The sequence below is a fragment of the uncultured Gilvimarinus sp. genome (assembly GCF_963972205.1).
GTDB lineage: Bacteria > Pseudomonadota > Gammaproteobacteria > Pseudomonadales > Cellvibrionaceae > Gilvimarinus > Gilvimarinus japonicus.
The window spans coordinates 128675-154264 of record NZ_CAXAUC010000006.1 but is presented as its reverse complement, the minus strand read 5'-3'; the positions used below and the strand labels follow the sequence as shown (position 1 = coordinate 154264).

The window sequence follows — 25590 nt, the reverse complement described above, 5'->3', positions numbered from 1 at the left end:
CCTGAATAATCGGCTGTTTATTGGTTCACCATGAGATTTACTTGGGTTTAATGCCTCGCCTCTACTATCTGCTGTAAAGTTCTTTTACTTGCCCCTCGCTCATAAAACTATACCTTGGAACAAAATATGCTCTATTTGTACGACTTAAACCGTGCAAGCAAGGAGCAAAACCATGAGCGACCCAAACAAGCCAAAACCTACCACGACTGATGCGGGCATTCCCGTCTCTAGTGATGAGCACTCACTTACCGTTGGGCCCAATGGCCCCATAGCGTTGCACGATCACTACTTGGTCGAGCAAATGGCAAATTTTAACCGCGAGCGCATCCCCGAGCGCCAGCCCCACGCCAAAGGCGGTGGTGCTTTTGGTCACTTCGAAGTTACAAACGATGTAAGCAAGTTTACAAAAGCTGCGCTGTTTCAGCCCGGTGTTAAAACCGACACCTTAGCTCGGTTTTCGACCGTCGCCGGTGAGCGCGGCAGTCCGGATACGTGGCGTGACCCTCGCGGCTTTGCCTTAAAGTTTTACACCAGTGAGGGCAACTACGACTTGGTGGGTAACAATACCCCGGTGTTTTTTATCCGCGACCCCATGAAATTTCAGCATTTTATTCGCTCGCAAAAACGCCGTGCCGATACCAACCTACGCGACCACGATATGCAGTGGGATTTCTGGACGTTATCGCCCGAATCCGCTCACCAAGTGACGTGGCTGATGGGGGATCGCGGTATTCCCAAAACCTGGCGTCATATGAACGGTTACTCGAGCCACACATACTTATGGGTTAACGCCCAGGGTGAGAAGTTTTGGGTTAAGTATCACTTTAAAACCGATCAAGGCATCGATTTTTTAACCCAAGACAACGCCGATGAGTTAGCCGGTAGTGATGGTGATTTTCACACCCGCGATTTATTTGAAGCGATTAGTCGGGGCGACCACCCCAGTTGGACCATGCACGTGCAGGTTATGCCCTTTGCCGAAGCAGAGACCTATCGCATTAACCCGTTTGATTTAACCAAAGTGTGGCCGCACAAAGATTACCCGTTAATTGAGGTGGGTAAATTTACCCTAAACCGCAATCCCACGGACTATCACACCGAGATCGAGCAAGCGGCGTTCGAGCCAAACAATTTAGTATCGGGTATTGGAATTAGCCCCGATAAAATGCTGTTGGGTCGTATGTTTGCCTACGCCGATGCGCACCGCCACCGCTTGGGTGTTAACTACAAACAAATACCGGTTAACACGCCGCGATCGCCCGTGCACAGCTACAGCAAAGACGGTCCGATGCGCGTACAAAACGTGAGTGATCCGGTATACGCCCCTAACAGCAAAGGCGGTCCCAGTGCTCAACCCGAGCAGTATCCGGCCGAACAAGCGTGGGGCGCTGAAGGTGACTTAGTGCGCAACGCTTATACCCTGCGCAAAGACGACGATGATTTTAGCCAGCCACGCGCCCTGATTAATGACGTTATGGATGACGCCGCGCGCGAGCGTTTAGTCAATAATGTTGTTGGGCATTTATTGGATGGCGTATCTGAGCCAGTACTTGAGCGAGCTTTTGAGTACTGGAAAAATATCGATAGCGATATTGGCCAGCGCATTGAGGCGGGGGTTAAAAAGGCGTAGTTTACAAGTAAGGTTGTCAGTCTAACCCAGTGATCACTGGGTTAGACTTGTAGCGCAATAAATTTATAATCTGTATTAATTCGGCACGGTAGCAGGTTTTTTAGCCTTATGTGCACGCCAAAAGCTAAGCCATAAAAAGACTAAGCTACCCAAAAACAAGCCAAAAAAAGTGGTGATAATTGCCGTCATCTCGAGCGAGGTGGGCGCTGTTGCAATAATTTTTTGTGCGCCGGGCCCTAATGTTTTTAAGGAACTAAGCTCCGTTAAAAATCCATTGCCCACTATTCCGTTTACTCTAAGAATATTCATTACAAACAGAGTAAAAGCAATGTAAAGCGCACTGACAATTACAGTGGCCAGAGCATTCAAATATCGCGCGCCCAAGTGTGATAACGCAATTAGGCCAAACGATACACTGGCCCAAAATTGCATGACCTCCCAAGTGCGGTTTAAATATTCACTAAAAAGGTAAATGATTTCGTATTCCGTCATGTGGGTGGGCTTCCTGTATTTTTATTGATTATAGTGAGAGTAAAGGTGGTTTACGCAAATAGCGATAACCCAAGCGCCGGCGTGCCGCCAGATTGTACGTTTATATAACTGGCAATACTGGTGGGTAGGTCTGCTGTAGTAGTTCGCTGGGGCTCGCTTTGTTGCCATGCTTCGGCGGCCGCCCGAATACTTGCCATGGTCTGGGGGCTAGAGGCAGCCGGGTAAGTTTGACCTTGCTCGGCTCCTGTTGGATGGCTGCGATAGCTTTGACCCTGTGAAGAACGGCCATCTTGCAAAAATCCAGGCTCAAAAGGGGCATCAGTAACGGGTAAAAATTCGCCGTTGGTTAGAATTGTATCAATAAAGTCCTGAACTTTATGTGACTGTTCGCCGTTGCCTTCATGCCGTGCATCAAGGTTATCGCGCTTTACTTGAGGTTCTCGGGCGATCCGCTCCAGCAGTGGCTGAGTTGTCCCCGTGGGCCTAAATTTAGCGCGCGCGTCGCTCAGCGACATTGAGTCGCTAGCGTATGCCTTCACGGGCGTTATTGAGCTAAAAAATGAGGCCGGTTGGATCATCGAGGTTCTAACGGGTTTGTATAGGGCTGTTGATTATAAAACAACCAATAGCTGGTGTCAGCTATTGGTTGTGTGGCTGTGCTTAGGTTGATCCACAAGCCCTCGGCCGGGCCGTTATCGCTCTAGCTGCGCTTTTGCATGCGTCATAATCGTCAAGTAAGTATCAGTCCAGTAGGTGTCTTTATTATCGCTTAGGTACTTTACCAGCGCCTCGTGGGCCTCGCTCGAAACCGCTAAGTGATCGCCATCAATGCCATGAAAAATGATGTTAATCAGCTGGTGCTGCTGCGCTGCTTGCTGCACATAGGCGATTAGCTCATCACCGGTTTGGCCGTTGGGTAATGCCAACGTAGCAAAGTTGTCTGGTAATTGCTCATTGTCGCCTTTAATGGCAACAAACAAGTCGCGCACCGCTGGAATATAGTTACCGTTACTGGTTTCTACATCGCCACAGGGTGGGGTAAAGGTGCGCTCGGTTTTGCCGTCAATCGCGTGTAACACGCCGTTGGCGACAACTATCTCATCGCGAACCTGCTCGACAACGCGTTTGTCCATATCGTTATAGGGCTTTACCCAGTCGTTGCCCTTGCTGCGTGAGCACGAGTGATAAATGGTGTGGTTGCCCAACTCGTGGCCGGCTTTAGCCGCTTCGCGCCACTCATCGACTCGCTCGGCCATCACCGGCGAGGCCACCATCATATAAAACGAGGCGCGCACTCCGTGACGATTGAGCGCCGGTATCGCATTGTCGAGCTGACTGTTTAGGGTGTCATCGTAGGATAGGCTTACCGCCGCTTCTTGTCCCTGTGGCCAGTGAAAGTCCTTAGCCAGTGCTGTATTAGTGGCAAACAAACTGAATGTTAGCGCTATGATGCGAGATGCTGTTGTCATTGGCGGCGTCCCTGTGACTTATTATGATATAAAATCGCGTAGCGTGATTTTATATCACATACCTTCGTCTCGCTCTACTAAGCATTCGTAAGAGCCCATCTCAAACTCGCGGCAAATCCAGGGGCGCTTGTCATAAATGGTGCACATCATGGTCTCTCGGTCGAGCGCTGAGCACCAACCGTCGTCTAAGCGACGCATTGTTTCGCCGCCCCACTCATCGACCGCGATATGTTTTTCGGGAACGCCAGTGTCTGTAATTAACATAACTTCTAGGCGGCAACAGCATGCCTTACAACTGGTGCAAGATACGTCGCTTTGGGGGAGGTGTGTAGCGCTAATAGTCACAGCATCATTATTCATGGCTGTGATTTTACGCGTTAAAACGATAATTAGCTTGCGAGTTGCTATTTAATGGCAGGTATCTGGTGGGAAACCGCGGGCAGCGCCCGCGGTGGCAGCATTTAACTATCGGCTGGTGCGCTAGTGCTGGCGTTGATCGCTGAAGAAATACGCTGGCGCAGTTGCTCGCTATCGTTAGCGGCCAGTGCGATTTGTTTGTATTCTTCAAGGGTCAAGCCAGTATCGGTAATGGCAGATTTCATCTCGGTTTGCGCTTCTTTTTGCAGCTTCTGAGATTTTTCCGGGCTGTCGGTCATAGCTTGCAGCTTGGTTGCGTACTCTTGGTTGAGAGTTTGTACCGCTACATAGGCCTCGACAAAATCACCCACTTGCTCATCGCTTACATCCATCTGTGGCGCCGTTTTTTCTGGCATGGCCGGAGTGGTCGGTGCCTGAGCACTTTGATCAGCGGCATAAGCACCAGTAGAAGCAATGCCGGCAGCAATAACAACACTTAATAGCGACTGTTTCACGAATTTCATAGTAAACTCCTAGTTACATAAAGTAATGATTAAAAACATACTGCGGTGACGAGGCATGAATCATGCCGATCTGCCAAACGATTGATTCTGTGGCACTACAGGCGTGTTTTGTTTGCTAGCTTGTAATATTTACCAAGCTGTAATTCGCTTTCGTAAAATATTCTTACGGTTTTAACGCTCAGTTAATAGTTGTGAGCAAACAAAAAAATAAGAAGTTTGAATTGAGTCACACTTAGCGGCTGAGTAGTTTGTCAAAACCAACAATGTATAAAACGACGCTTAGTGGACAAATGCGCTGGCGAGAAGTGCCAAGAAAATAAGTTTGTTATACCTGCCGCTGTTGTCAGCAAAGGTCAGCCTGCACTTTTGAATAAAGACTTATCAGGGGATTATAAATTTTATCACCAGCGGTTACATCGGTGCGCAACTCGCCGGTGCGGGGGATTAGCGTTTGCGGTGTGATGCGTTTTTAGTGATCGGGTTTGCGCATAAACAGCATAAGTGGCACGGCGCACAAATACAAAATACCTAACCACAAAAAGATATCGTTATAGGCCAGCACCTGGGCCTGGGTGCCGACTCGCTGGGCAATTTGTCCGATAGCGGCGGCGTGCGGGTCACTGGCGGCGCCGGTGACTTGTTGTTCAATCTGAAAAATCTGTTGCGTCACCACATCGCGGGTAGGGCTTATGGCGGGAATTATTTGGTTCCAGTGGTAGTCATTGCGAAAATCTAAAATAGTATCGATAGCGGCAAGCCCTACCGCGCCGCCTAAGTTTCGCATAACGTTAAATAGCCCTGCGCCATTGTTTACTTGCGAGACAGGCATCGTCCCCATGGCTATTCGGGCAGCGGTAATAATACACATCAGCAAGCCCATGCCGCGCACAATTTGTGGCCAAAAAAACTGATCGTAGCCCGCCTCGGCGCTCAGGCAGGCATTCATAATAGAGCCCGATCCTACGAGCAATAAGCCCACCGTTAAAATGTATCGGCCGTCTAGTTTATCCGATAAGCGGCCGGCAATAGGCGCCGTGCAGAACATGGCGGCGCCGGTAACAAACATAACCTCGCCAATTTGCAGGCTATTAAACTGCCGCACTATCCCTAAAAATAGTGGCATTAAGTAAACCAGTCCGTATAGAGCAAGGCCAATAATAAAACCAAAACCGGTACCAATGGCAAAGTTTCGGTCTTTAAAAACCCGTAAATCGACGATGGGAAAGTCGATAGTCAGTGTGCGCCGAAAAAATAAAACAGCACTGCAAAATGACAGTAGTGCCATGCTGGTAATAGCGTTGCTATTAAACCAATCGTCCCCGGGCCCCTCTTCTAAAACATATTCCAGCGGGCCCAAAAACAGCGCTAAATAGAGCAGACCGCGAAAATCAATTTTGCGAAATAAACTAAAATCGGGCTCATCAATACGCATAAAAAACCAGACGCCCGCGCTGGCGATAATACCCGGAATAATATTCATTAAAAACAGCCAGTGCCAACTAAGGTGCTGGGTAATGTAGCCCCCCAACGTGGGGCCGATAGACGGCGCAGTGGTGGCGATCATACCGATAACGGCCTGCACAGCTCCCATGACTCGCGTGGGAAACAATCTAAAGCCCAACGCGTAGGCAATCGGGATCATCGCACCGCCGACAAACCCTTGTATTGCGCGTAAAACAATCAGTTGGTCGATGGTTTGCGCCATGGCGCAGCCAATACTGGCCAGGGTAAATGACAGACATGAAATCACAAACGTTAGCCGAGTGGAGAGCCAGCGAGTCAGCATACCCGATAGCGGAATCATAATAAGTTCGGCGATCAGGTAAGCGGTTTGTATCCAGGATATTTCGTCGGGCGTGGCGGACACACCCGCTTGAATTTCATTGAGCGAACTGGCGACAATTTGGATATCCAAAATGGCCATAAACATGCCTAAAATGGCAGCCACAAAACCAATGCGCTGGCTTATGGGCGGCATTTCCCGAGTATCTGCCATAGTGTTTAATGCCTATTGCTGCGTTGATCAAAATAATAGGTTCGCTATAAAAAGGCAGCCCTATAAAGCGAAGCGTCGGTCTGCTTTATAGGGTGGTTGCCGTCTTTTCGCTGACTAAATATGAGTCTTGCTGTTGGAACGATTGGGTGTCCACGGCGGGAACAACCGATAAGCCTGGCCGCAGTAGCGCCATTTGATCGGCCGGCCCGGTGACTCGAATTCGCACCGGTACGCGCTGAACAATTTTATTAAAATTGCCAGTGGCATTGTCCCGGGGCAACAGGCTGAACTCACTGCCTGCGGCTGGTGCAATAGAGTCCACCACCCCGTTAAATGTTTGCTCGGGTAAGGCATCAACGGTAAAGGTGGCGGCTTGGCCGATACTCATATGGCCAATTTGGGTCTCTTTATAGTTGGCCAGTACATACACGTCAGGCAGCGGTATTAGATACAAAAGCACCTGTTGCGGCTGTGCGGTATTGCCTACCCGAGCGCCCAAGTTACCGATAATTCCATCGCGGGGGGCGACAATCGTTGTTTTTTGCAGTTGATGCTTTGCGAATCTAACCGCCGATTGGGCCGAGGTAATTTGCGCGTTAGCGCTCTGGCGCTTGGCTGCCAGTACCGCCAGCATTTGCTGGCCGGCCGCGTGCGCCGCCTGAGCTTGCGAGAGGCGGGCTTTGGCAACAGTTTCCGCCGCCTGATTGTTTTGCAGCTGTTGCTTAGAACCATACTCTTGTTTCGCCAGTGTCTCGGAGCGTTCAAGGTCTAGCCGAGTGCGCTCTAGCTCCGCCTCGGCGGCTTCGATATTGGCCGTTGTTTCATCGATGGTTTTGTGTTGTAACGTGGTTTGCTCGCGTACATCTGCCAGTGCTGCCTGCGCTACCGCAAGCTGCGCTTGGGCCTCGCTGAGCCGCGCCTGGTAATCATCGGGGTCAATTTGCAGTAGCAGTTGGCCGCGGCTAACCCGCTGATTTTCGTGCACGGCAACTGCGCTGATGCGCCCCGCAAGCTCCGGGCGCAGGGCTACCGAATCGGCTTTAATATAAGCGTTATCGGTGGTCTCGATAAACCGGTCATGCTGATACCAGTGATAGCCTTTAGTAGCGGCGATAATAGCCACAACAATGACCGCTGCCAGCAGCGTCATTTTTTTGGGGGAGGGTTTCATTTGTGAGCCTTTGAGCAAGATTACAAAGTGTAATGAATGTTACACTACAATCTAAGCCTGTCAAGATGGGTGATACTTAGTGGTACCATAAGCCTTCTAAATAAAGAGAGTGCTGAATGAGCGATAAAGTGAGCCCAGATACGCCTAAAGACGCCAGCTATGCCCCGCGCGAGCGCGGGTTACGGCGCCGAGACCGTATTCTCGATGCCGCCACCGAGGTGTTTTTGCAAAGTGGCTACGAGGCCGCAAGTTTACAGGAGATAGTCTCGCGGGCGGGAGGTTCGCTCGCCACCTTGTACCGGCTGTTTGGCAATAAAGAGGGCTTATTTCAGGCGATGGTAGAGCGCAAAAGCGCGCACTTACTGCAGCAGCTAGAGCAACCACGTATCACCGGCAAAGACGCGGCCGACGTGTTGTACGGTGTGGGGGTAAGCTTTTTGGAGTTGGCACTATCGGCCGACGCCCTGGCGCTACAGCGCCTGCTAATTGCCGAAGCCGGTCGCAACCCACGCTTGCGGGAGATCTACATGGCGATCGCCCCCGAGCGTAACCTGCGAGCCATCGCCGATTATCTAGAAGGTGAAGTCAGCGCGGGTAAATTGCAGTTGGACGATTGTTATCTCGCTGCGACACAGTTTATCGGCATGATTAAGGGCAACTACCATATGCGCCGGTTAATGGCCGAGGAGTTTACCCTGAGCTCGCAAGAGCGCGATACCGTGGTGCATCATGCAGTTGGGTTGTTTCTTAACGGATGTAGCTCGATGGCACCCAGTGTTTAAATCCAGAGGCTGTCACCCATAAGGCCTTTAACCTCATCGACACCCCAATGATTATTCAGGCCGCGTTACCCCAACACAAAAGAGCTTAACGGGCGGCGAGACTGAGCACCCATTTTACTCCTCGTCAGAGCTATGGCTGGTTTTAGGCGCCTGCCCTGCCCGTGCCACATGGTTGTTGCGGCTAACGTTCACCAGAGTCTACTGGCAAAGCGCAAATGTGATCCAGTTGGCAAAAATGCCAGCGTTTACACTGACAGATGTTCAGTGTGTCTCCCATGAAGTACTGGGCTTGCTATAATCCGCGCCAATGGACATGAACCACTGCAAGGAAGGCTAGGGAGCGCTGCGCTCAACCTACACGGTATTTTCTAAGACCCCTCGCTGTATCTACCCCCTGCAAACGGCTTCTTGGTTATTCACCAAAAGCGCCGGCATTGTCCGTTAGTCTCAGTAATCAATTATTTAAAAGGACATGTCATGAAAAAAATAGTGCTTGTATTGTTGGGGGCTTTTGCCTACGTGGGCCTGACCTACTATAGCGGCATCGTTGGAGAGCGCCATATCAAAAAGCAAGTAGCAATGGCGCAAAAACAGCATCCAATGCAAGGTGAGTTATCAGTCACTGATTATCACCGCGGTATTTTTAAAAGCACGTTTAAAATAAATTTTGATAATAACGGTGAACAGCTCCAAATCGATAGCCTAAGTCTGAACTCCGATGTAGAGGTGTTCCACGGACCGGTTATCTTTGCCGATGGCGTAAAGTTTGGTTGGTTTTATGCGCTCTCCGAGAACAATAAAATTCAATCCAGCAATAGCGATATTACACAAATGTTAACCAAGCTATTTCCGCAGGGCGTTGGCCATTTAAATATGCTGGGAACCTACGGCGGAAGTCTTGATTCAAGCTGGCACTCTGGGGCGCTTACCTATCAAGAAGACGACGTGTTCTTTGAAGTAGATGGAATTACTATAAATGGCAAAGGAACGTTTGGCTCTCAAGACGCTAAAGGCGATTTATATTTTGGCAAGACGCAGTTTACAAGCGATATGGCAGAGATAACAGCAACACCACTTGAAGGACAGTGGAAGTACACCATGACAGCTGAAGGTGTACCGATCAGTTCATCGTCCGCCACGCTAAAAAAGGTGACTTTCTCTCCCGGCAGCCCGAAAGAAGCTAGTTTAAACAATGTAGAGATGATGCAGCATCAAGAGATTGATAAAACATACCTTAACTCCAGCATGAAAATGACAGTGAAGAATTTTACCGGTCCTTTTGCTGCGCAAGATCTGTACTATGAATTGGCGCTGGATAAAATGCCTATGGATGCCATGGTGGCCTGGAGCCAGCTTTCTAAGGAGATGAGCGCAGCACAGGAAAACCTTGATTTTGCACAATTTGAGCCAAAAATGCTTGAGGTGTTGGCCAAGATGGCGCACAAAGATATAAGCCTTACAAGCAAATTTGGCGGAAAAGCTTTAGATGGATACGCTAACGCCAACATGCAATTAGGTTTCGACTCCAAGATCGAAGGCAGCATGGGATCTATTAAAGAGTATGTCGCCTTTCTTAAAGGTAATATGAAACTGATTGTTTCTGAAGAAATTGTGGCAGGAACGCCCCTGCAGTTTTTAATTACACCGTATGTTGGTACCTATATTATTCAAAAAGATAACGAATACATTGTAGATGCAAAAATTTCTGAAGGTCAGTTGTGGATTGCGGATACCTCCTTTAGTTTAAAGCAGTATTTAGGTTTAGGTGATGCCTACTTGTAGGATTACTTTTTGGTATAAAAGAAATTATTTCTTATAAATAATTTCTTTAGTGTAGTTTTTCACTACAGAGTGTTGTTAGAACGTTTGTGACGGAATACTTATGAATAATGTTAGAAAATATCTGTTAGTGATCCCTCTTGCTTTTGTTTTATGCCTTGGCTTCTGTACACAAGTACTGGCTGAATCCTTTGATGATCTTTTTTCATCGAAAATGGGACAAGCGCAACATTACATCTCTAACAAGCAATACCAAGAAGCCTTAGAGGTCGTGAATCACCTGCGGGAGGCTATGGACGATGATGTAGGTGCAGTAGAAATGGCCTATGTGTACAATTTTCAGCGCTACAGCTTGTACGAGTTAGACCGTATCGATGAGGCTGAGAACGTATGTAAAAAATCCATAAAAGATTTAGAAGAATACGCTTTTGAGTGGCAATATTCTGCCGAATATAATGTTGTCCGGTCAACGTTGCGGGCTTGTTACAATATGGTTGCTTGGCAAGACATGGAGCGGGCGCAAAGTGTTGGTGAGCTTACTGATGCGATTTATAATATCGAGTCTGGATTTTATACGGTCGGCGCAACAGAGGATGACACCGTTGTTGACGAGCTGCGTGAAACTGATGCATTGATTTACTTGAAAGCGTATGGTTTTGACAAAAGCTACATTAATAAAGCGTACAGTAAACTTTTGTTTTTTTCTGAGAATAAAAGCTTTTTAGATTCAGCCGATCAAAAAATAAAAGATGCCTTGGTGAGCGATTGGTTTAAAAATTACACGTTGCCAGACGCCCCAGAGCAAGGAAGTTTAAAATCGGTACCAAAAGCGACACCTGTGCCGCGAGAGGTAATGGATGAACTAGTCCAGCTTGCCTCGCAATGCAAAGCTGCCAACATGGCCGACTGCGATACCTTGTACCATATTTCTTTAGCAGATAGTGAGCAAGAAGCCTATGCCGCAAGCTGTGGTGGTCGCGTTCGTGATAAAACGGAGTTCTGCGTAGATTACGCCAAAAAGCATTGGCAAGATAAAACCCCTTCGGGTAAAAAGGTTCCTCGAAAACTATCGGTTAATGCTGCCACTAAATGTTTTGATGGTGATTTAAGTGCGTGTGATACTTTGTATTACGCGGCAGCAGGCTCGCAAGCAAACCGTTACGCCCGCACCTGCGGCGGACGGTTTGAGTGGGTAGACTCGCCCTGCTCGTATTTACTGAAAGATTAATCATCTTTGCCATAATCAGGGTGTAAAACATACTGATTATGTAACAACCATTTCAATTGCTTTAAGTTTTCCCTGTCAGCCATTTTAGGGTGGGCGGATCAAAGCTTGGAGCGATTGGTTTGGTTGTTTTTTAGCGGCTTATCATTGCTCTATTGCACGATACTGCAATATGAGGCTTAAAATTTCATGATCACTGGTCGTTGATGCTAGGGACTCATCAAACGAAGTTCGTTGCGGTAAAAAAATATTAAATTTAGCGCGTAAGATAGCCTCTACTTGTTCGTTATTCATTGGGTCGAAGTCTTTCCCAGAATAAATACGAATACGCTGATAAATAAAGTCTTTATTGTTCATGAGAGTAATGTCAGTTTGTTTACTATTAATGTCTCACAAGCGGATACAAGCTAAGCTCTAATCTGTGTGCAAGGTGGGATAATACGGGCCATACTTAAAATCTAAAAAAGAGTCTTTTCCGGCGATCCGGAAAACTGTCAGGTAAATTTCGAAACAACTAACTGAGCAAAGGTCGGTTGGTATATTAGTCTTTTTGGAAACGTATGACCTTGTATCTTGTCCATGCCGCCGCTTTTTAAGTGTGTGGCCTGGGGTTAATAAAAATCCAAATAATGATCAGTAGCGATGACGCCGTTGCTATCACCCCAATAATATCCACCCAGCCCTCTGTTATCAGTGTAGCAATTAATCCAAACAGTGTTAGGGTAAAAATGACGAGAGGGGCCTGGTATATCTCGAACAAGTTGCGTACTTTTCGCGGCTTCACCGGGGTTGCTCCGTGGCTAAACGAGTTTTCGTTGTTTCAGTTGTAATGTCAGAAGCATTGGTGCGGCGTTTCTTCCACCATAGGTAAAGTCCAGACAGCAATACAATCAGCAACAATACATCCAATATTGCCCAGATAATCTTTAGTGTTAGGCCGCCGTAATCGCCAAAATGTAATGGCCGAGACAAAGACAGCGCCTTATTATACCAAGGCATCTCTTTCAGGCCCGCCACCTGCCCGGTATTGGCATCCACTAAAACCGGTGCAATTAGATGCTCAGTCAATGGCGTGTTGCCATGTAAGAAAATTGCATAGTGTGCAGAGGTCGAATATTTACTACCCGGAAACGCTACAAATTGCAGTGTCATATCGGGGGCGACTAAAACGGTTTCTTTTACCGCCGCATCCAGGCTGGCCCGTTGTTCGGTGAGTGCGGCATTGTTGTTTTGTGCAATGAGCTGCCCTAACTCACGATCGCGCCAGGTATCAACTAATGGTGTTTCTAAGGTGTTGATCACCCCTGTGGCGGTAACCACTAATACCCAGGCAACAGTGACTACACCAAAAAAGTTATGGTAATCCAGCCACTTTACTCGTTTAGATTTTTGACGCCGGATTACACCAAAATCCTGTTTGCGCATAAAAGGCGCGTACAACACGACGCCCGATACGACCGCCACTAAGCCAATAAAGCCCATCAAACCCAAAAACAACATGCCGGGCAACGCCAAAAACATATCCGTATGCAGCTGTAGAATAAACTCCATTACGGTCTCGCCCACGTCCGCCGGTGGCACCACATTGCCACTGGTTAAATCGAAAGAGGCGAAATGCATTTGTGAGCTGGGCGCATCGACGCTTGGTGCCGTGGTGACATTAACCACAGGCCGCTCTATATCAAAGCTCATATAGAGCGGCACTTCGCCGGGGCGGTTATCCAGCGCTAGGGCCAGCACTTGATCCAGATCTAGGTGCTCGGCATCAGGGTTAGCCGGCTCCCAGGCATCGGGGTTAAGCGCTGTATCAATTTCATCATGAAATATCAACGGCAAGCCGGTCACGCAGAGCATGATTAGAAACAGCGTGGATATCAGGCTGGACCATGTGTGGATCCAGCTCCAGGTGAGAATGCCCTTGGTTTTCATGGCGTAAAGACCGTATTAAAAATCGATAGAAGCAGACACTGACACGGTACGCGGATTGCCCAATATTAAATAATTGGCACCAGGGAAGCCCCCTGTCGACGCCCAATAGTCTTCATCAAAGACATTGTCCAAGCGCGCGCGAAGCGTGATCGGCTGGCTTTTAATCGCCGTTGTGTAACGCGCACCAAGATCAAAACGCTGCCAGCTATCTAACGCTACCGTGTTCTCCGCGTTAGCGTATTGGCTGTCGGTGTAGACCAGCCGTGCTTCGAGTGTTAAGCCGGTGGCCGCTACTACATCCCACTCAAGGTTAACGTTTGCTTGCAGCTCTGGCACCCCAATGGGTGAGTTACCCTGATTAATTCCATCTTGGGTACGGGTGAGTTCCGATTGCAGGTAGGTTGCACCACCAATTAAACGGATGCCGTCGGCAGGTTCGCCAAATACACTGACTTCAATGCCTTTATTTTCTTGCCGACCCGAAGGAGTCACGCGTTGATCTACCACGATGGTGTTAGCACGCTCCAACGTAAACGCACTTAGGGTCGTTGCAAATGCGCCGGCATCGTATTTAACGCCTAGCTCGACTTGCTCGCCGGTCAAGGGATCAATTACCTCACCCGCATTGCTGATTACTACACCGCCGCTCATAGCAGGTACAACGGAACCCGGCTGCAGGCTCTCGGCATAGTTACCATAAAAAGAGAGATTCTCGGACGCTTTCCATACCAAGCCAAGGGCCGGTGTTACCTCCGAGGCATCGTAACCGGAAAGCTCTGAGCCATCATTGTAATCAAAGGTATTGGTAGTGATGCTCTGATGGCGTAGACCTAATGTGGCTAACAAACGCTCGTCTAACAGTGCCGCCGTGTAGGCCAGTGCAAGGCTTTCGTTTTTGGTCTTTTCGGTTAACAATGGATCGCTTAAATCGCCACCTGGAAAAATGTTGTCTTGTGGTGGTGTCACCACAGCCGGGTCATACAGGTTGGAGGTAAAGGGGGTTAGGTAAAAAGCAAAAGCGTTTTTGGACTCTAACTCTACCGAGGATGCCGAGAAAACTAAAGTGTGATTCACCGAGCCCGTGTTAAATGTCAGTTCCATGCCACCATCAAGGGAGATCACATCGTCCTCCCGGGTGTTGTCAAAACGACTCGAGGATAGGTTGCCGTCGATATCGGATTTAGGGTTGGCCAGTAGGTTTATCTCTTCACCGCTGCGCGCACCGCCAGCCAACCACACCTTAACGGCATCATTGACGTCTAGCTCACCGCGAACCACGCCAAAGGTTTGCTTCTCATCACTATACGTCCAGGGCTGACCAAAATTACGGCCCGCCTCGGGCACTTGTGGAATATCGCCCAACGGTGTGACCTGTGGCAGTGGTGCATCGACGTGATTGTCTTGATAACCAAAGTCAGCCGTAAAACGAAAGCGCTCACCAGCATAATCAGTGCCTAGCGAGAAAACATTAAGCTCACGCTCTTGATCTTCAATGGCGGTTTCTCCATCACGGCGCACGGCATTAACGCGAACACCCCAAGTCTCATCCTCACCAAATCGATGCCCCAAATCCAGGGCGGTTTGGTATTGGCTGTCAGATTCATACCCCGCCGTTAGCCGCTTCACGCCACCGCTGGGCGCGCGCTTGGGTACCAAATTAACCGTGCCGCCGATGCCGCTGCCGCCGGGTGCTGCGCCATTTAAAAAGGCGTTGGCGCCGCGAAACACTTCTACCCGCTCGACCAGTTCGGCGGCGACAAATTGCCGGGGCAAAATACCGTACACACCGTTCAGGGTAATATCATCGGAATAAACCGGAAAACCCCGCAAGATATACACTTCCTGAAAGTTGCCAAATCCTTTGGCAACTCGCACTACGGGGTCATTCTGTAAAACATCACCCACACTCTCTGCCTGCTGCGCCGCCGCCAGAGAGGCGGTATACGCCGTGCCAGAGAAAGGCGCGTCAAGAAAATCCAGGTTCCCCAGCAACCCCGCGCGGCCGCCGCGGGCAACCTGCCCGCCCGAGTACTCCTGCAACAACTCCACCTGCGAGCGCTGACCGGTTACCAACATCTCCTCTACAGCAGGCTCAGTGGTTGATGCCGTAGCATCCGCGTCAGACTCTTGGGCAATAGCAAAAGGAGCGCCGCTGACCAGCAAGGCGGCGAGCAGTTTGTGGTTAATCTTCATGATTTATCTCGAAAGGCTAGTGATAAAACCGCTAGTATAAACGACAATCGTTATCATTTATATTGCTTGGCGAGAAAAAATAAACGGAATATAGGCCTTTTACAGCGCTTGCTGGCATTACTGACAACGCTAAAGTGTTTAGTCACGAGCGGCAGTTGGCGCGATCTGACAAGCTCAGGCGTCGCGTAAGTGAATCTTTACTGCCTGCCAGCCGGGCTAAACACCGGATGGCTTTATTACCAACCGGCGCCACATAAGGTTACGGGCAGGTCGAGCTTAGGGTTAATAGGCCATAGAGTTAATTTAAAATCTCATAATATAAATACTCCCATGCTAGCTGTACGCTATACATGGGCGGGTACGAGTAGTCCTTAACCTCTGCGATCATATACTTGGGCGTGGTAAAACCCGGATGGTTAAATAATGCTAGCCAGTCAATTTCGCCGCCTGCACCTAGCTTTTTATAGTTTTTGATATGCCGGCTTAAAGTAATCGGACTCAATTAATTTATTTTAAATTAATTCGAAATCTATAATTACTAGAGGGTGTTGAAATGTAGGCGAAGGTTAACTGATCACCGCGTTCAACACCCGATTTACCTAATATTGCCTACGATTTAGGGTATGACGCGTGCGGGCTAAGCAGGTAAGCGACGAGCAAACCAGAATTATTTTGAGTGTTGAGCCTAATGATTAAGCGCTGTAAATAATACGTCAGGTTATATTGGTTTTTGACTGTTATAGATTTTCAGAATCAACTCTGTTGTCAGTTTGGCAGAGTCAGCCCCTGCAAGCGGTTCTCGGTTATCTTCAACGGCCTGTTCGAAATCTTTAATAATCGCTTCATGAGCTGTGGTGTCTGTTACCGCTGCGCTGGTGGCGCCGTCGTGGTGGTAAGCCTTGCCGGGCTGTGCCGGGTTATCAAGGTTGTCGACGTGCCATTGGGTAATAACATCATCGGTTAGGGTAAAACTGCCTTTCTCGGTGTGCACCTCCAAACGCGCGGCAAAACCGGGTTTGGCAGCGGTAGAGGCCACCACAGTGCCGATCATACCGTTGGCGTGACGCAGCAAGGCCGCGCCGTGATCTTCCGATTCAATATCGTGGGCGAAGGTGCCCAACATGCTTACCACCTGTTGGGGCAAGCCAAACAGCCAAGTGTAAATATCCAAGTTGTGACAAGCCTGCTGCATAAACGGGCCGCCGCCGTCCAGCGAATAGCCACCTCGGTAATCGCCACTGTCGTAATAGGCTTGATCGCGGTAAAACTTTGCCGACAAATCAGCTGCATAGATTTGGCCCAAAGTGCCCTCGTCGATCAACCGTTTAATGGCAATATTATCCGGCCTAGTGCGCCGCTGATAACACACAGCCAAGGTTACGCCCGCTTTCTTACACGCCGCCGTCATTGTGGCCATCGCATCGGCGGCGATATCCAGCGGCTTCTCGGTAAGCACGTGCTTGCCAAGCTCGGCCGCGGCAATAGCGCCCTGGTGATGTAAACCATTCGGGGTGGCCAAAATCACGGCATCAAACGCCCGGTCCACCGCTGCGAGCGAAGGCCAGATGGGAAGATCCGGCGCGGCAGCAAGCGCTCGCCCCGATCGGGAGACGGCCCCCACCAACTCGCAACCGGCAAGCTTACCCAGTGCAGACACATAGGTATTACTGATATTACCGGTACCGACAATGACATAACGCATAAAACTTCGTCCCTCCAGCCAATAAGCGCTTACTTATATACTGCTGGCAACGGGGTAAAAAGGTCAATCGCCAGTGGCAGCGAAAAATAGGTTGAAGGCGGCCAGTGTTGAGATGATGGTGTGACACCACAAGTTTTATCTGACCCACCCCTTTAAATTTACCTTTGGGTGCCCGCGCCGGCGATGCGCGGGCACCTCTCACATTACTGAGCGTTTGCGGCAGAAGGTTGCTCAGCGGCTTTATTCATATCGCCCGCTTTAATGTAAAGCATGTTGTCGGGCGAGAAGTACTTCTTCATTACACGCACTACATCGTCACCACTACTGTTGGCTAGCTCGGCGTCGAATTGCTTATGTTGCTCTAGCGTTTCGTTATAGAACATTAGCTGTTGTAGCATTTGCGCAAGCTGTTCGTCATCAGCGCGCTGCACTTTGCCACTTTGCAAAATACCCGAGATGCCGTTTTGCACTTCTTCATCGGTAAAGCCTTTATCCAGCACTTTTTGCAGCTCTTCTTTAAAGCCTTGCTCGATGTTATTCAGGTTTTCCGGGCCGCCAATCGCCCAGCCCCAAAACACGGTGCGCGGGGCCATACGGTTGGGCTCGAACGATGAGCCGGCGCCGTAGCTCCAACCCTCTTGCTGACGCAGACGAGTGGCCAAACGGCTGTTGATAAAGCCACCGCCAAAAAGATAATTACCCAGCACCAACTCGGGGGTATCCTCGTCGTAGGCATCTAGGTTATAGAGATTAACAGCAAAGAAAGCGCCGTTCTCTTTATCGGGGGTATCAATGGTTTTGGCCGTTGTATCAATGGGCTGGTAGTCCAGTAAAATAGGCTCAAAGTCTTTGCCGGTGTTCCAATCGCCAAAGTGCTTCTCTATAGCGGCCACTACTTGCTCGCGGTCGTAATCCCCCACAATGGTTACCAGCATCTGGTCGGCACCAAAAAACTCCCGGTGATAATCTACCAGCTGCTGACGCTCGACGTTTTTTAATAGCGCGAGCTGTTCCTCAAAGGTGTGCACGTAGTTTGGGTGGTTTTCGTCTACCGGCGATATCCGCCGGTGGGCCACATTGCTGGCCAGAGCCTGGGGCTGACTTAGGGCCGATTCAATATTAGCCTGATGTGCTTGCACCAGTTGATCTAGCTCGTTTTGCGGGAAGGTAGGGTTTTTCATGCCCTCGGCAAGAATATCCAGCCCCGCCACCAGGTTGTCGTGGTTGCTGGCCAGCCAAGCCCAGCTGCCGCCCGAATTAGCGCCGTAACCGCCGTAGGTTTTGATGCGGTCAAAGGCATTTTTCATCTGCTCTCGGCTGTATTGCTTAGAGCCGCGACCCAGCATATCACCGACAATACCGGCGTACTGCGCTTTACCGGTCAGGCTTTCTAGGTTGCCGTAGTTAATTTGAATATTAAGTCGCACACTTTCGCCACGGGTTTTCTTGCGCAGCGCGGCGACGCGAATATTGTCGCCGATGGTAAAAAACTCAGTGCGTGCGGCGATGTTATCGTACGAGGGGTCAAAGGCCTCGCCCATTACGATATCCTCGCGTCCGGTGTAGCCCTCGAGCATAGCGTTAATATTGTCGACTTGCGGCAACTCTACGCGCTGCGGTTCGTCGGTGGGAATAAAACGCCCCAAAGTGCGGTTGTTACGCTGAATATAGGCGCTGGCTACGCGCTGTAAATCCGCAAGGCTAACCGCTACAATCTGGTCGCGATGCAAAAAACGCAGGCGCCAGTCGCCATTGGTCAGCCAGTCGCTCAGCTGGATGGCAATCGTCTGGGTATCTTCCATGCTTTTATCAAAGCCATTAAGGATGCTGAGCTTGGCGCGATCCAGCTCCTGCTGAGTGACTGGGTTTTGCGTCATACCCTCAAGCTGTGCCAGCAAGGTTTTTTCGGCTGTGGCCAGCGTCTGATCGGCATTTAATACCGCGAACGCCATAAACATACTTGAGTCGGCTTTAATCTCATTCCAAGCGCCTGCATTTGCGGCAATGCCGGGTTCTATTAACGCTTTGTGCAGGCGTCCGCGGGGCTGGTCGGCGAGAATATTGGATAGCACCGTCAAGGCCGCCGAGTCCGGGTGTGCCGCCATCGGCGTGTGGTAGCCCAGCATCGCAATCTGGGTGTCTCCTACCCGGCGCACGGTGACGCTGCGCTCGCCGTCAGAGGCGGGTTCGCGGGTGTACATCTTGGGCAGCGTGCGCTCGGGTTTGGCAATGCGGCCAAAGTGTTGCGCAATTTTTTCCAGAGTTTTATTGCTATCGATTTTTCCCGCGACAATTAAGGTGGCATTGTCGGGCTGGTAATACATCTCATAAAAAGCGCGCAGTTTTTCGATGGAAACGTTCTCCAGATCGCTGGGTGCCCCTATCGTGCTGTTGCCGTAGTTGTGCCACAAAAACGCTGCCGAGCGCAGCTTTTGCATCGTGACATTAAAAGGGTTGTTCTCGCCGCGCTGCAGCTCGTTGTAAACCACCGTCATTTCCGATTGCAAATCATCGGCGCTAATAAACGAGTTGACCATGCGATCGGCTTCCATCGCCAGCGCCCAGTCCAGGTTGTCCCCGGTGGCACTGAAGGTCTCAAAATAATTAGTGCGATCCAGCCAGGTGGTGCCGTTTGACTGCGCGCCGCGCTGGCTCAGCTCGTCGGGAATATTCGGGTGGTTGGTCGAACCCTTAAACAGCAAATGCTCAAGCAGATGCGCCATGCCGGTTTCGCCATAGTTCTCGTGCTTAGAGCCCACATGGTAGGTCACATTAACGGTGATATTTTCCTTCGTGGGGTCCGGAAACAGCAGCACTTGCAGGCCATTATCCAGCCGATATTCGGTAATGCCTTCTACGCTGGTCACCTTTTGTATGGGTGCCTGCGCCGCCGCAGCGCTATAACTGGTCAGTAATAGCGTGCTTATTAGGGTGAACAAAAAGATAAACACCGGTCGGATGCCGGCACTACGGGAGGGTCCCATGGTTTCTCTCCTTAGATATCATTATTAGAGTTCCAAACGTGCGGGGTTAGTATAGGGGGTTGTGGTGCTTGTGACCACCAGAGGTAAATTGTGTGAGCAACCGACGCAGCACCGAGGCGAACGGCGCGGGAGTGTTGCGGATGTAAGTATTAGCAACGGTGATACAGCAGTGGGGAGGTGCGTGATCGGGAGCTCGGTCGGAGATCAATGGAGTCAGAGTCGTTAAATTTGCAAAAAACGGTGACACGAAGTCACTGGAAAGACAAAAATCATCCACTCCGGCCCCATTGATTCATCGGTGTAATGGTTTTTGTGTCACAAGTTTAGATGAAGCTTATCCTTTAGCGCCGGGCAATAGTCGATTTAAAAGTGAGCTGGCTCGCCTAACGGGTAGACGAGTTCTGGCTTCTTGAATGGAAGACCAAGCAAGTGTGGGTGACAATGCACCACATGCTTCACTTAGCCCCACTTATTTTAAAGCTGGTTAACACGGATAACTGGGAATTGCGGAAGGGTTGATATGGCCTGGCCCAGAAAAGGGAAAGCGCCCTTGATAGGATGGATAATCGCGCGCGATTTCAGATAACGTGCCTTGTGCGTATAAATTGTAATAGGGCCAAGTGTTGCTAACCGGCTTGTAGCTGTCGGTATTAAAAGGGTTCACTGTGGCGTAATACTGATTCAAATGGGTCATCGTGTTTTGCAAATTACCGCCAGGCACCACCCGCAAGTCGATAATCTCAAACGCCCAGCCGTTATTCATATTAGCCTGCGTTGTCAGTTGTACAGTATCGTAACCGGCTTTGTTTGCCAGGTTAAAATTATCCTCATCCACCTGCCAACCGGTGTCATTGACGCGGCCGTAAAGGTAATTGGTCTCATCAATCGCCGCATCAATAATAACGCTTTGTGCCGTTTCGGTAGTTACACCATTTTGTGCTACGTATTCTGAGACTAATTGGCTGAACAACTTTTGACTACCCGGCGGTGGTAGCTGACCACCGGTGTAGTAAGGCCAGTATGCTGTATCAGGGGTATTCAGTGCAGCCGCGATTTGCGCGTTGTTATAACCTAGTTTGCGCAGTGCATCTAACTTGTTTCGGGCCACTAAGGTTTTGCCAAGGTCAACCGCAATGCCAGAGCCCGGAGCCAAATAGTAGTAAATTCCCAGGTTGCCATCGTAAACATTCGAGTGGCACACCTCTACCCGACTGCCGGATGCAAACCCGTTTACGAACTTGTTGTTAAGGGGGTTGGTAGGGTCATAGGGATTGCGGCACCAAAAACCCTGTGGATTGATCACGGAGGGCCAGTAAAGCTCGCCAAGCTGTGGTAGCTCGGCCTGATTACGCGGGGAAATTTTTCCAGGCGGAATAACATCCGTAGGTTGCGGGCCAAGTTGAAAGTAAAAGCTCATTGAATTGAAAAACTCGCTTACCTCAGCATCACTCATGGTAGCTAAATTAGACTGAGCGAGTGGGTATACCTGCTTAAGGTAGTCGCGAATGGACATAATAGAACCGGTCATATTGACACTCCTTGTACAAATTGACTCTTGGAAAGTTCATCATAGTAGTTGGGGCGCGGTTAACAAGTTAAAACCAATACATAAACTACCAAGCCAAAACCTGCTGGCCACCCATCAATGACACGACAAACCACCTCGTACGTAGAGGTAGGCCACCATAAGCATCACCTGACCCCACCTATATATCTAGTAGCGGTAATAACTCGCGGGAACGACAACCCCTTGACGGCCATAAGTCAAAGGGTAGCCCCCGTGCTGGGATGCAAACACCCTAGCCTCTTGCAGCGATGAAAACCAATGGTTGGGGTACCCCGCATAGCGCAACGCCAGGTTGTAATGCTCCGCCCTCTCAGGGGGTAACGCTTCAAGCGCCCTACGGCACTCAGCCCAACTTATATAGCCCGCCTCAAGCGCAAGCAACTGCAGCGTATGTTTGCGCTGCACTAAATCTTGCCGCCGGCGCAGCTGGGGCAACGTCACACCGGTAAATACCCGCTGGGCAAGCAAACGCCGCAAAACCGGCAAACAATCAGCAAGATCGCCAGAGCATGCCGCGCGCTGCAGCCTTTTGGCCTCGCGCAAAAACGACTCGACAACCGCGGGGGAAGAACCAGAAGAATGGGATGGTGTATGCATATCGCCTCCAATACAGTGACCTACTCGCTATCGGCCAGAGATGATATACAAGCAAAGCTTGCCAGATTATAGATACGATTGGTGAATCACTTTTGCGAGGCGGGCGCTCAATAAGCCCGGCGCTAATTATCCTGTCGTCTGTAAAATCTGTCAACGTAGGTAAGAGGCCGCAACCACCCAGCCCACAAGCTTGCCAACACCGCTTAACGGTGGCACGATAAGCCACATAGCGCGTAAGGTTTATCGCCGGTAAAGGCCGCACGCCAAGTTGGCAAGCCACGGTAAACCAAGATTTAGCCAGTTTGGACGGTGAGATAATAAGGGCGAAGCCCGCGATTTAGCGCAGAAATTCTCTCCCCCCTCTTCGTCCGGCTAGTTAGATAGCTCGTGAACTAACTGCCTAGTTAATAAACTAGTTATTGTGAAACGAAAGACTTGCTTACGATGTGTGACTTTTTGGTAAAAGAAGGAAACTTGACTTGTATATTCGAGAAGATTCACTGGATGATTTATTGAAAAGCACCTTTGAAAAGTTTGCTGATGGAAAGCTTCCGTTGGTTAAGGCTACAAAGGGTAATTCATATGAGTTACTTGGCGTCTTGTTGGAGTTAACCAATCCAAGATCACGATTGAGTCGTTCTGAGATAAAAGGCACTCCCTATAGTTGTATTGGAGAGCTAGCTTGGTATCTTTCCAGATCGAATACGTCATCTGATATAGAGTACTACCTGCATAGATATCGAGATTCGTCTGAAGATGATGGAAAGATTCATGGAGCGTACGGCCCGAGATTTTTTTCTATGCATGGAAGGTTCAATCAGATAGAAAATATAGTTTCTCTATTACGCCGTAAACCTACTTCTCGTCGTGCCGTAATACAACTTTTCGATGCATCGGATATTACTCAAGATTTCAAGGACATACCTTGCACGGCGAACATTCAGTTTTTTCTGAGAGACTCAAAGTTGAATATGATGGTTAATATGAGATCTAACGATGTTTACTTTGGTCTACCGCATGATGTTTTTTGTTTTACTATGTTGCAAGAAATTATTGCTTGTCGATTAGGAGTAAAATTAGGCGTATATAAACATTCGGTAGGTAGTTTACATTTATATGAAGATAAAATTACTAACATCAATAGTTATATTCAGGAAGGGTGGCAAAGACAAGTTCCAATGCCACATATGCGTTGCGAAAATATTGAAAAACAAATTGAACACTTTATCGATGTTGAAAAACGCATAAGATCTGGCGGAGAGTATGACTCAGCGGAAGATAGTATTTCTGATTCATACTGGAAAGACCTTCTTATACTTCTTAAAGTATTTAGTAAAAGAAAGACCAATGACTTGGATTTATTTTTAGTATTAAAGGGATCTCTTTATACTGAAATGTACAAATCTTACGTAGATAAATATATTGACAGTTTAGGTAAGGAGTCCTGTGTCAGATAGACTAGAAATATTAGAAACTCTTTATAAAATGGCGAAGCGGCTTAATTGTGAAGATATAAAGTCGTGTGATGTAATTACAGAGGGGGCGCCAGTAATTGCATTTGGAGACTTTAGCCGGGCAAAAGTAGCTACGTTAGGGTTGAATCCCAGTGACCAAGAATTTTTTGATTCTCATGGTGAAGAATTAACCGGTCGTAGTAGGCGGTTCCACACATTAAAATCTCTCGGTATAGAGAACTGGAAAGATCTTGATAATGACCAGTTGAAAAAAATTATGTTTACGTGTGAGAACTATTTCCAGATAAATCCATATGATCGATGGTTTAAACCTCTAAATAATATAATTTCTGGAACTGGTTTTTCCTATTACGACTCTTTTGATTGTGCATGCCACCTGGATTTGGTTCCCTACGCTACTAGGTCTAAATGGGGCGGATTGCCACTAGAAAAGAGGAAAAAGTTGCTACAATTAGGCGGAAAATTTCTTTTAGAGATAATAAACTCTGGAGATATCGAGCTAATAATTTTAAATGGTGAGTCAGTTGTTAAGGCTCTAAAGAATATTTCAAATATAAAACTTCAAGAACATGAGGTTCCTTGTTGGAATCTTCCCAGAAAGAAGTCTGATGTTGTTGGTCGGTCTTATACTTCAACTATATATGAAATATTAGGACATAAAGTAAACCAACCTATAAAGTTATTAGGGTTCAACCACAACATACAAAGCAGCTTTGGCGTTACCAATAAAGTAAAAGAATCTATCAAAGACTGGATTACAAGGAAATATAATATCTAATGAATAATGAAGATAGGATGACTTATTCAATATTAGCTGAGGAATTATCTAATATAAATTTAGATATAACGATTTTAAACGATCTAAGCGTTAAAGAAGCCTTAGTCATGCAGATTATAGATAGTATTCGGCGTGTAAAGTATGCAATAAAGATAAAAAACAAAGGCACTATATCGACAGCTACTGCAACACCAAATTCAGGCTGTTTCGACCCGATAAGGGCTGCAGTAGTGCACGATCGTAATGGTAATGTGGACGAAGCTGTTTGGCTAATATTTTTGTCGATACATTTTGGTTACTCATCAAAATGCAAGTGGAAGTTGGTAGAGGATTTCTATAGTGGCATTGGTGGAAGTAATCATTGGAGCTGGAGTTCGATAATAAGTAAGCGCGGGGAGTTTGAAGAGTGGTTAAAAGGATTCCATGGACAAATAGCTAATTTGTCACCTAGAAGAAAATTTGGTAATCATAGAAAATACGAATCTCTAAAAGAAACATCAAGCAGACCTTTGACAAAAATTATTGGTAGTTATAGAGATTTAATAATTGCTCACGGAGATCATGAAGGCGTTTTTAATAATGCAAGGTCTTTCGGTCAAGGCGACAAGTATATAACGTTTGATTATTTGTATAATTATTTTCGGGGGGTACTTTCTTTTGGTCGAACGGCAACGTTCGATTTTCTTTGTATGATCGGAAAGTTAGGTTTAGTAGATGTCGAACCTCCGCGAGCGTATATTCAAGAATCTACAGGCCCGAAAGCCGGCGCTAGACTCCTTTTTGGAAACGCAAAGGAAAATGCTTCAAGCTTAGAAAAAAAGCTAATGATAATGAATAAAAGCTTATCAATTGGTCCTTATGGCATGCAAATCTTGGAGGATGCGATTTGCAATTGGCAAAAAAACCCTAATAAATATATACAATTCAGAGGTTGAGAGAA

21 protein-coding genes are annotated in these 25590 nt (G+C 48.3%); 7 read left to right on the top strand and 14 right to left on the bottom strand.

Going from position 1 to position 25590, the window contains the following annotated elements; translation table 11 throughout:
• Window positions 1–172: 172 nt before the first annotated feature.
• On the top strand, window positions 173–1630 hold the full coding sequence (locus AACY82_RS11325) for a catalase (RefSeq protein ID WP_339616925.1): 1458 nt from the start codon (window positions 173–175) through the stop codon (window positions 1628–1630).
• Window positions 1631–1705: 75 nt separating this feature from the next.
• Here the strand turns inward: AACY82_RS11325 and AACY82_RS11320 are convergent, their stop codons facing one another.
• From AACY82_RS11320 to AACY82_RS11290, 7 genes are all read right to left on the bottom strand, one after another.
• Window positions 1706–2122 (bottom strand): hypothetical protein, encoded by a 417-nt coding sequence (locus AACY82_RS11320; protein WP_339616924.1) that lies wholly within the window; start codon window positions 2120–2122, stop codon window positions 1706–1708.
• Between the two features lie 50 nt (window positions 2123–2172).
• Window positions 2173–2637 (bottom strand): hypothetical protein, encoded by a 465-nt coding sequence (locus AACY82_RS11315; protein ID WP_339616923.1) that lies wholly within the window; start codon window positions 2635–2637, stop codon window positions 2173–2175.
• A 177-nt stretch (window positions 2638–2814) separates the two neighbouring features.
• Window positions 2815–3591 (bottom strand): polysaccharide deacetylase family protein, encoded by a 777-nt coding sequence (locus tag AACY82_RS11310; protein WP_339616922.1) that lies wholly within the window; start codon window positions 3589–3591, stop codon window positions 2815–2817.
• Between the two features lie 54 nt (window positions 3592–3645).
• Entirely contained in the window at window positions 3646–3951 is a 306-nt protein-coding gene (locus tag AACY82_RS11305) for a YkgJ family cysteine cluster protein (protein WP_339616921.1), read from the bottom strand.
• Window positions 3952–4052: 101 nt separating this feature from the next.
• Complete coding sequence (locus tag AACY82_RS11300; protein ID WP_339616920.1) at window positions 4053–4472, bottom strand: DUF4168 domain-containing protein; 420 nt, start codon at window positions 4470–4472, stop codon at window positions 4053–4055.
• 469 nt (window positions 4473–4941) lie between these two features.
• Complete coding sequence (locus AACY82_RS11295; RefSeq protein WP_339616919.1) at window positions 4942–6468, bottom strand: DHA2 family efflux MFS transporter permease subunit; 1527 nt, start codon at window positions 6466–6468, stop codon at window positions 4942–4944.
• An 85-nt stretch (window positions 6469–6553) separates the two neighbouring features.
• Window positions 6554–7639: an HlyD family secretion protein gene (locus AACY82_RS11290; RefSeq protein ID WP_339616918.1), complete on the bottom strand. Its 1086-nt coding sequence runs from the start codon at window positions 7637–7639 to the stop codon at window positions 6554–6556.
• A 116-nt stretch (window positions 7640–7755) separates the two neighbouring features.
• Here AACY82_RS11290 and AACY82_RS11285 point away from each other — a divergent pair, with 116 nt between their 5' ends.
• The 3 genes from AACY82_RS11285 (at window position 7756) to AACY82_RS11275 (ending at window position 11428) form a co-directional block, all read left to right on the top strand.
• Window positions 7756–8421, top strand: a complete 666-nt coding sequence (locus AACY82_RS11285; protein ID WP_339616917.1) for a TetR/AcrR family transcriptional regulator — start codon at window positions 7756–7758, stop codon at window positions 8419–8421.
• A gap of 477 nt (window positions 8422–8898) precedes the next feature.
• On the top strand, window positions 8899–10203 hold the full coding sequence (locus AACY82_RS11280) for a DUF945 family protein (RefSeq protein ID WP_339616916.1): 1305 nt from the start codon (window positions 8899–8901) through the stop codon (window positions 10201–10203).
• Between the two features lie 100 nt (window positions 10204–10303).
• A complete protein-coding gene (locus AACY82_RS11275) occupies window positions 10304–11428 on the top strand; it encodes a hypothetical protein (protein WP_339616915.1) in 1125 nt (374 codons plus the stop codon).
• Window positions 11429–11569: 141 nt separating this feature from the next.
• Here AACY82_RS11275 and AACY82_RS11270 read toward each other — a convergent pair whose 3' ends face one another.
• The 7 genes from AACY82_RS11270 to AACY82_RS11240 form a co-directional block, all read right to left on the bottom strand.
• On the bottom strand, window positions 11570–11782 hold the full coding sequence (locus AACY82_RS11270; RefSeq protein ID WP_339616914.1) for a hypothetical protein: 213 nt from the start codon (window positions 11780–11782) through the stop codon (window positions 11570–11572).
• Between the two features lie 423 nt (window positions 11783–12205).
• Entirely contained in the window at window positions 12206–13354 is a 1149-nt protein-coding gene (locus AACY82_RS11265) for a PepSY domain-containing protein (protein WP_339616913.1), read from the bottom strand.
• Between the two features lie 15 nt (window positions 13355–13369).
• Window positions 13370–15547 (bottom strand): TonB-dependent receptor, encoded by a 2178-nt coding sequence (locus AACY82_RS11260; RefSeq protein WP_339616912.1) that lies wholly within the window; start codon window positions 15545–15547, stop codon window positions 13370–13372.
• 718 nt (window positions 15548–16265) lie between these two features.
• Window positions 16266–17249, bottom strand: a complete 984-nt coding sequence (locus AACY82_RS11255) for a Gfo/Idh/MocA family oxidoreductase (protein ID WP_339616911.1) — start codon at window positions 17247–17249, stop codon at window positions 16266–16268.
• A 203-nt stretch (window positions 17250–17452) separates the two neighbouring features.
• Window positions 17453–20233 carry a pitrilysin family protein gene (locus AACY82_RS11250; RefSeq protein WP_339616910.1) on the bottom strand — a complete coding sequence of 927 codons (2781 nt, stop codon included), beginning with the start codon at window positions 20231–20233 and terminating at the stop codon, window positions 17453–17455.
• Window positions 20234–20717: 484 nt separating this feature from the next.
• On the bottom strand, window positions 20718–21761 hold the full coding sequence (locus AACY82_RS11245; RefSeq protein ID WP_339616909.1) for a hypothetical protein: 1044 nt from the start codon (window positions 21759–21761) through the stop codon (window positions 20718–20720).
• A 186-nt stretch (window positions 21762–21947) separates the two neighbouring features.
• Window positions 21948–22397 (bottom strand): hypothetical protein, encoded by a 450-nt coding sequence (locus AACY82_RS11240; protein WP_339616908.1) that lies wholly within the window; start codon window positions 22395–22397, stop codon window positions 21948–21950.
• 479 nt (window positions 22398–22876) lie between these two features.
• Here AACY82_RS11240 and AACY82_RS11235 point away from each other — a divergent pair, with 479 nt between their 5' ends.
• The 3 genes from AACY82_RS11235 to AACY82_RS11225 are packed head-to-tail and all read left to right on the top strand — an operon-like array spanning window position 22877 to window position 25585.
• Window positions 22877–23854: a thymidylate synthase gene (locus tag AACY82_RS11235; protein ID WP_339616907.1), complete on the top strand. Its 978-nt coding sequence runs from the start codon at window positions 22877–22879 to the stop codon at window positions 23852–23854.
• The gene (locus tag AACY82_RS11230; protein ID WP_339616906.1) at window positions 23844–24650 is read left to right on the top strand and encodes a hypothetical protein; all 807 of its coding nucleotides are present in this window, start codon (window positions 23844–23846) and stop codon (window positions 24648–24650) included. The genes AACY82_RS11235 and AACY82_RS11230 overlap by 11 nt, the downstream gene beginning before the upstream one ends.
• Entirely contained in the window at window positions 24650–25585 is a 936-nt protein-coding gene (locus AACY82_RS11225; protein ID WP_339616905.1) for a hypothetical protein, read from the top strand. Before AACY82_RS11230 ends, AACY82_RS11225 begins: the two co-directional genes overlap by 1 nt.
• Window positions 25586–25590: the final 5 nt, after the last annotated feature.

Excerpts from the sequence above, each read along its gene's own strand:
- AACY82_RS11280 (WP_339616916.1), top strand. The coding sequence starts at position 8,899 with ATGAAAAAAATAGTGCTTGTATTGTTGGGGGCTTTTGCCTACGTGGGC.
- AACY82_RS11265 (WP_339616913.1), bottom strand. The coding sequence starts at position 13,354 with ATGAAAACCAAGGGCATTCTCACCTGGAGCTGGATCCACACATGGTCC.
- AACY82_RS11305 (WP_339616921.1), bottom strand. The coding sequence starts at position 3,951 with ATGAATAATGATGCTGTGACTATTAGCGCTACACACCTCCCCCAAAGC.
- AACY82_RS11295 (WP_339616919.1), bottom strand. The coding sequence starts at position 6,468 with ATGGCAGATACTCGGGAAATGCCGCCCATAAGCCAGCGCATTGGTTTT.
- AACY82_RS11255 (WP_339616911.1), bottom strand. The coding sequence starts at position 17,249 with ATGCGTTATGTCATTGTCGGTACCGGTAATATCAGTAATACCTATGTG.
- AACY82_RS11285 (WP_339616917.1), top strand. The coding sequence starts at position 7,756 with ATGAGCGATAAAGTGAGCCCAGATACGCCTAAAGACGCCAGCTATGCC.
- AACY82_RS11225 (WP_339616905.1), top strand. The coding sequence starts at position 24,650 with ATGAATAATGAAGATAGGATGACTTATTCAATATTAGCTGAGGAATTA.
- AACY82_RS11245 (WP_339616909.1), bottom strand. The coding sequence starts at position 21,761 with ATGACCGGTTCTATTATGTCCATTCGCGACTACCTTAAGCAGGTATAC.
- AACY82_RS11260 (WP_339616912.1), bottom strand. The coding sequence starts at position 15,547 with ATGAAGATTAACCACAAACTGCTCGCCGCCTTGCTGGTCAGCGGCGCT.
- AACY82_RS11290 (WP_339616918.1), bottom strand. The coding sequence starts at position 7,639 with ATGAAACCCTCCCCCAAAAAAATGACGCTGCTGGCAGCGGTCATTGTT.
- AACY82_RS11310 (WP_339616922.1), bottom strand. The coding sequence starts at position 3,591 with ATGACAACAGCATCTCGCATCATAGCGCTAACATTCAGTTTGTTTGCC.
- AACY82_RS11275 (WP_339616915.1), top strand. The coding sequence starts at position 10,304 with ATGAATAATGTTAGAAAATATCTGTTAGTGATCCCTCTTGCTTTTGTT.
- AACY82_RS11300 (WP_339616920.1), bottom strand. The coding sequence starts at position 4,472 with ATGAAATTCGTGAAACAGTCGCTATTAAGTGTTGTTATTGCTGCCGGC.
- AACY82_RS11315 (WP_339616923.1), bottom strand. The coding sequence starts at position 2,637 with ATGTCGCTGAGCGACGCGCGCGCTAAATTTAGGCCCACGGGGACAACT.
- AACY82_RS11325 (WP_339616925.1), top strand. The coding sequence starts at position 173 with ATGAGCGACCCAAACAAGCCAAAACCTACCACGACTGATGCGGGCATT.
- AACY82_RS11270 (WP_339616914.1), bottom strand. The coding sequence starts at position 11,782 with ATGAACAATAAAGACTTTATTTATCAGCGTATTCGTATTTATTCTGGG.
- AACY82_RS11240 (WP_339616908.1), bottom strand. The coding sequence starts at position 22,397 with ATGCATACACCATCCCATTCTTCTGGTTCTTCCCCCGCGGTTGTCGAG.
- AACY82_RS11320 (WP_339616924.1), bottom strand. The coding sequence starts at position 2,122 with ATGACGGAATACGAAATCATTTACCTTTTTAGTGAATATTTAAACCGC.
- AACY82_RS11250 (WP_339616910.1), bottom strand. The coding sequence starts at position 20,233 with ATGGGACCCTCCCGTAGTGCCGGCATCCGACCGGTGTTTATCTTTTTG.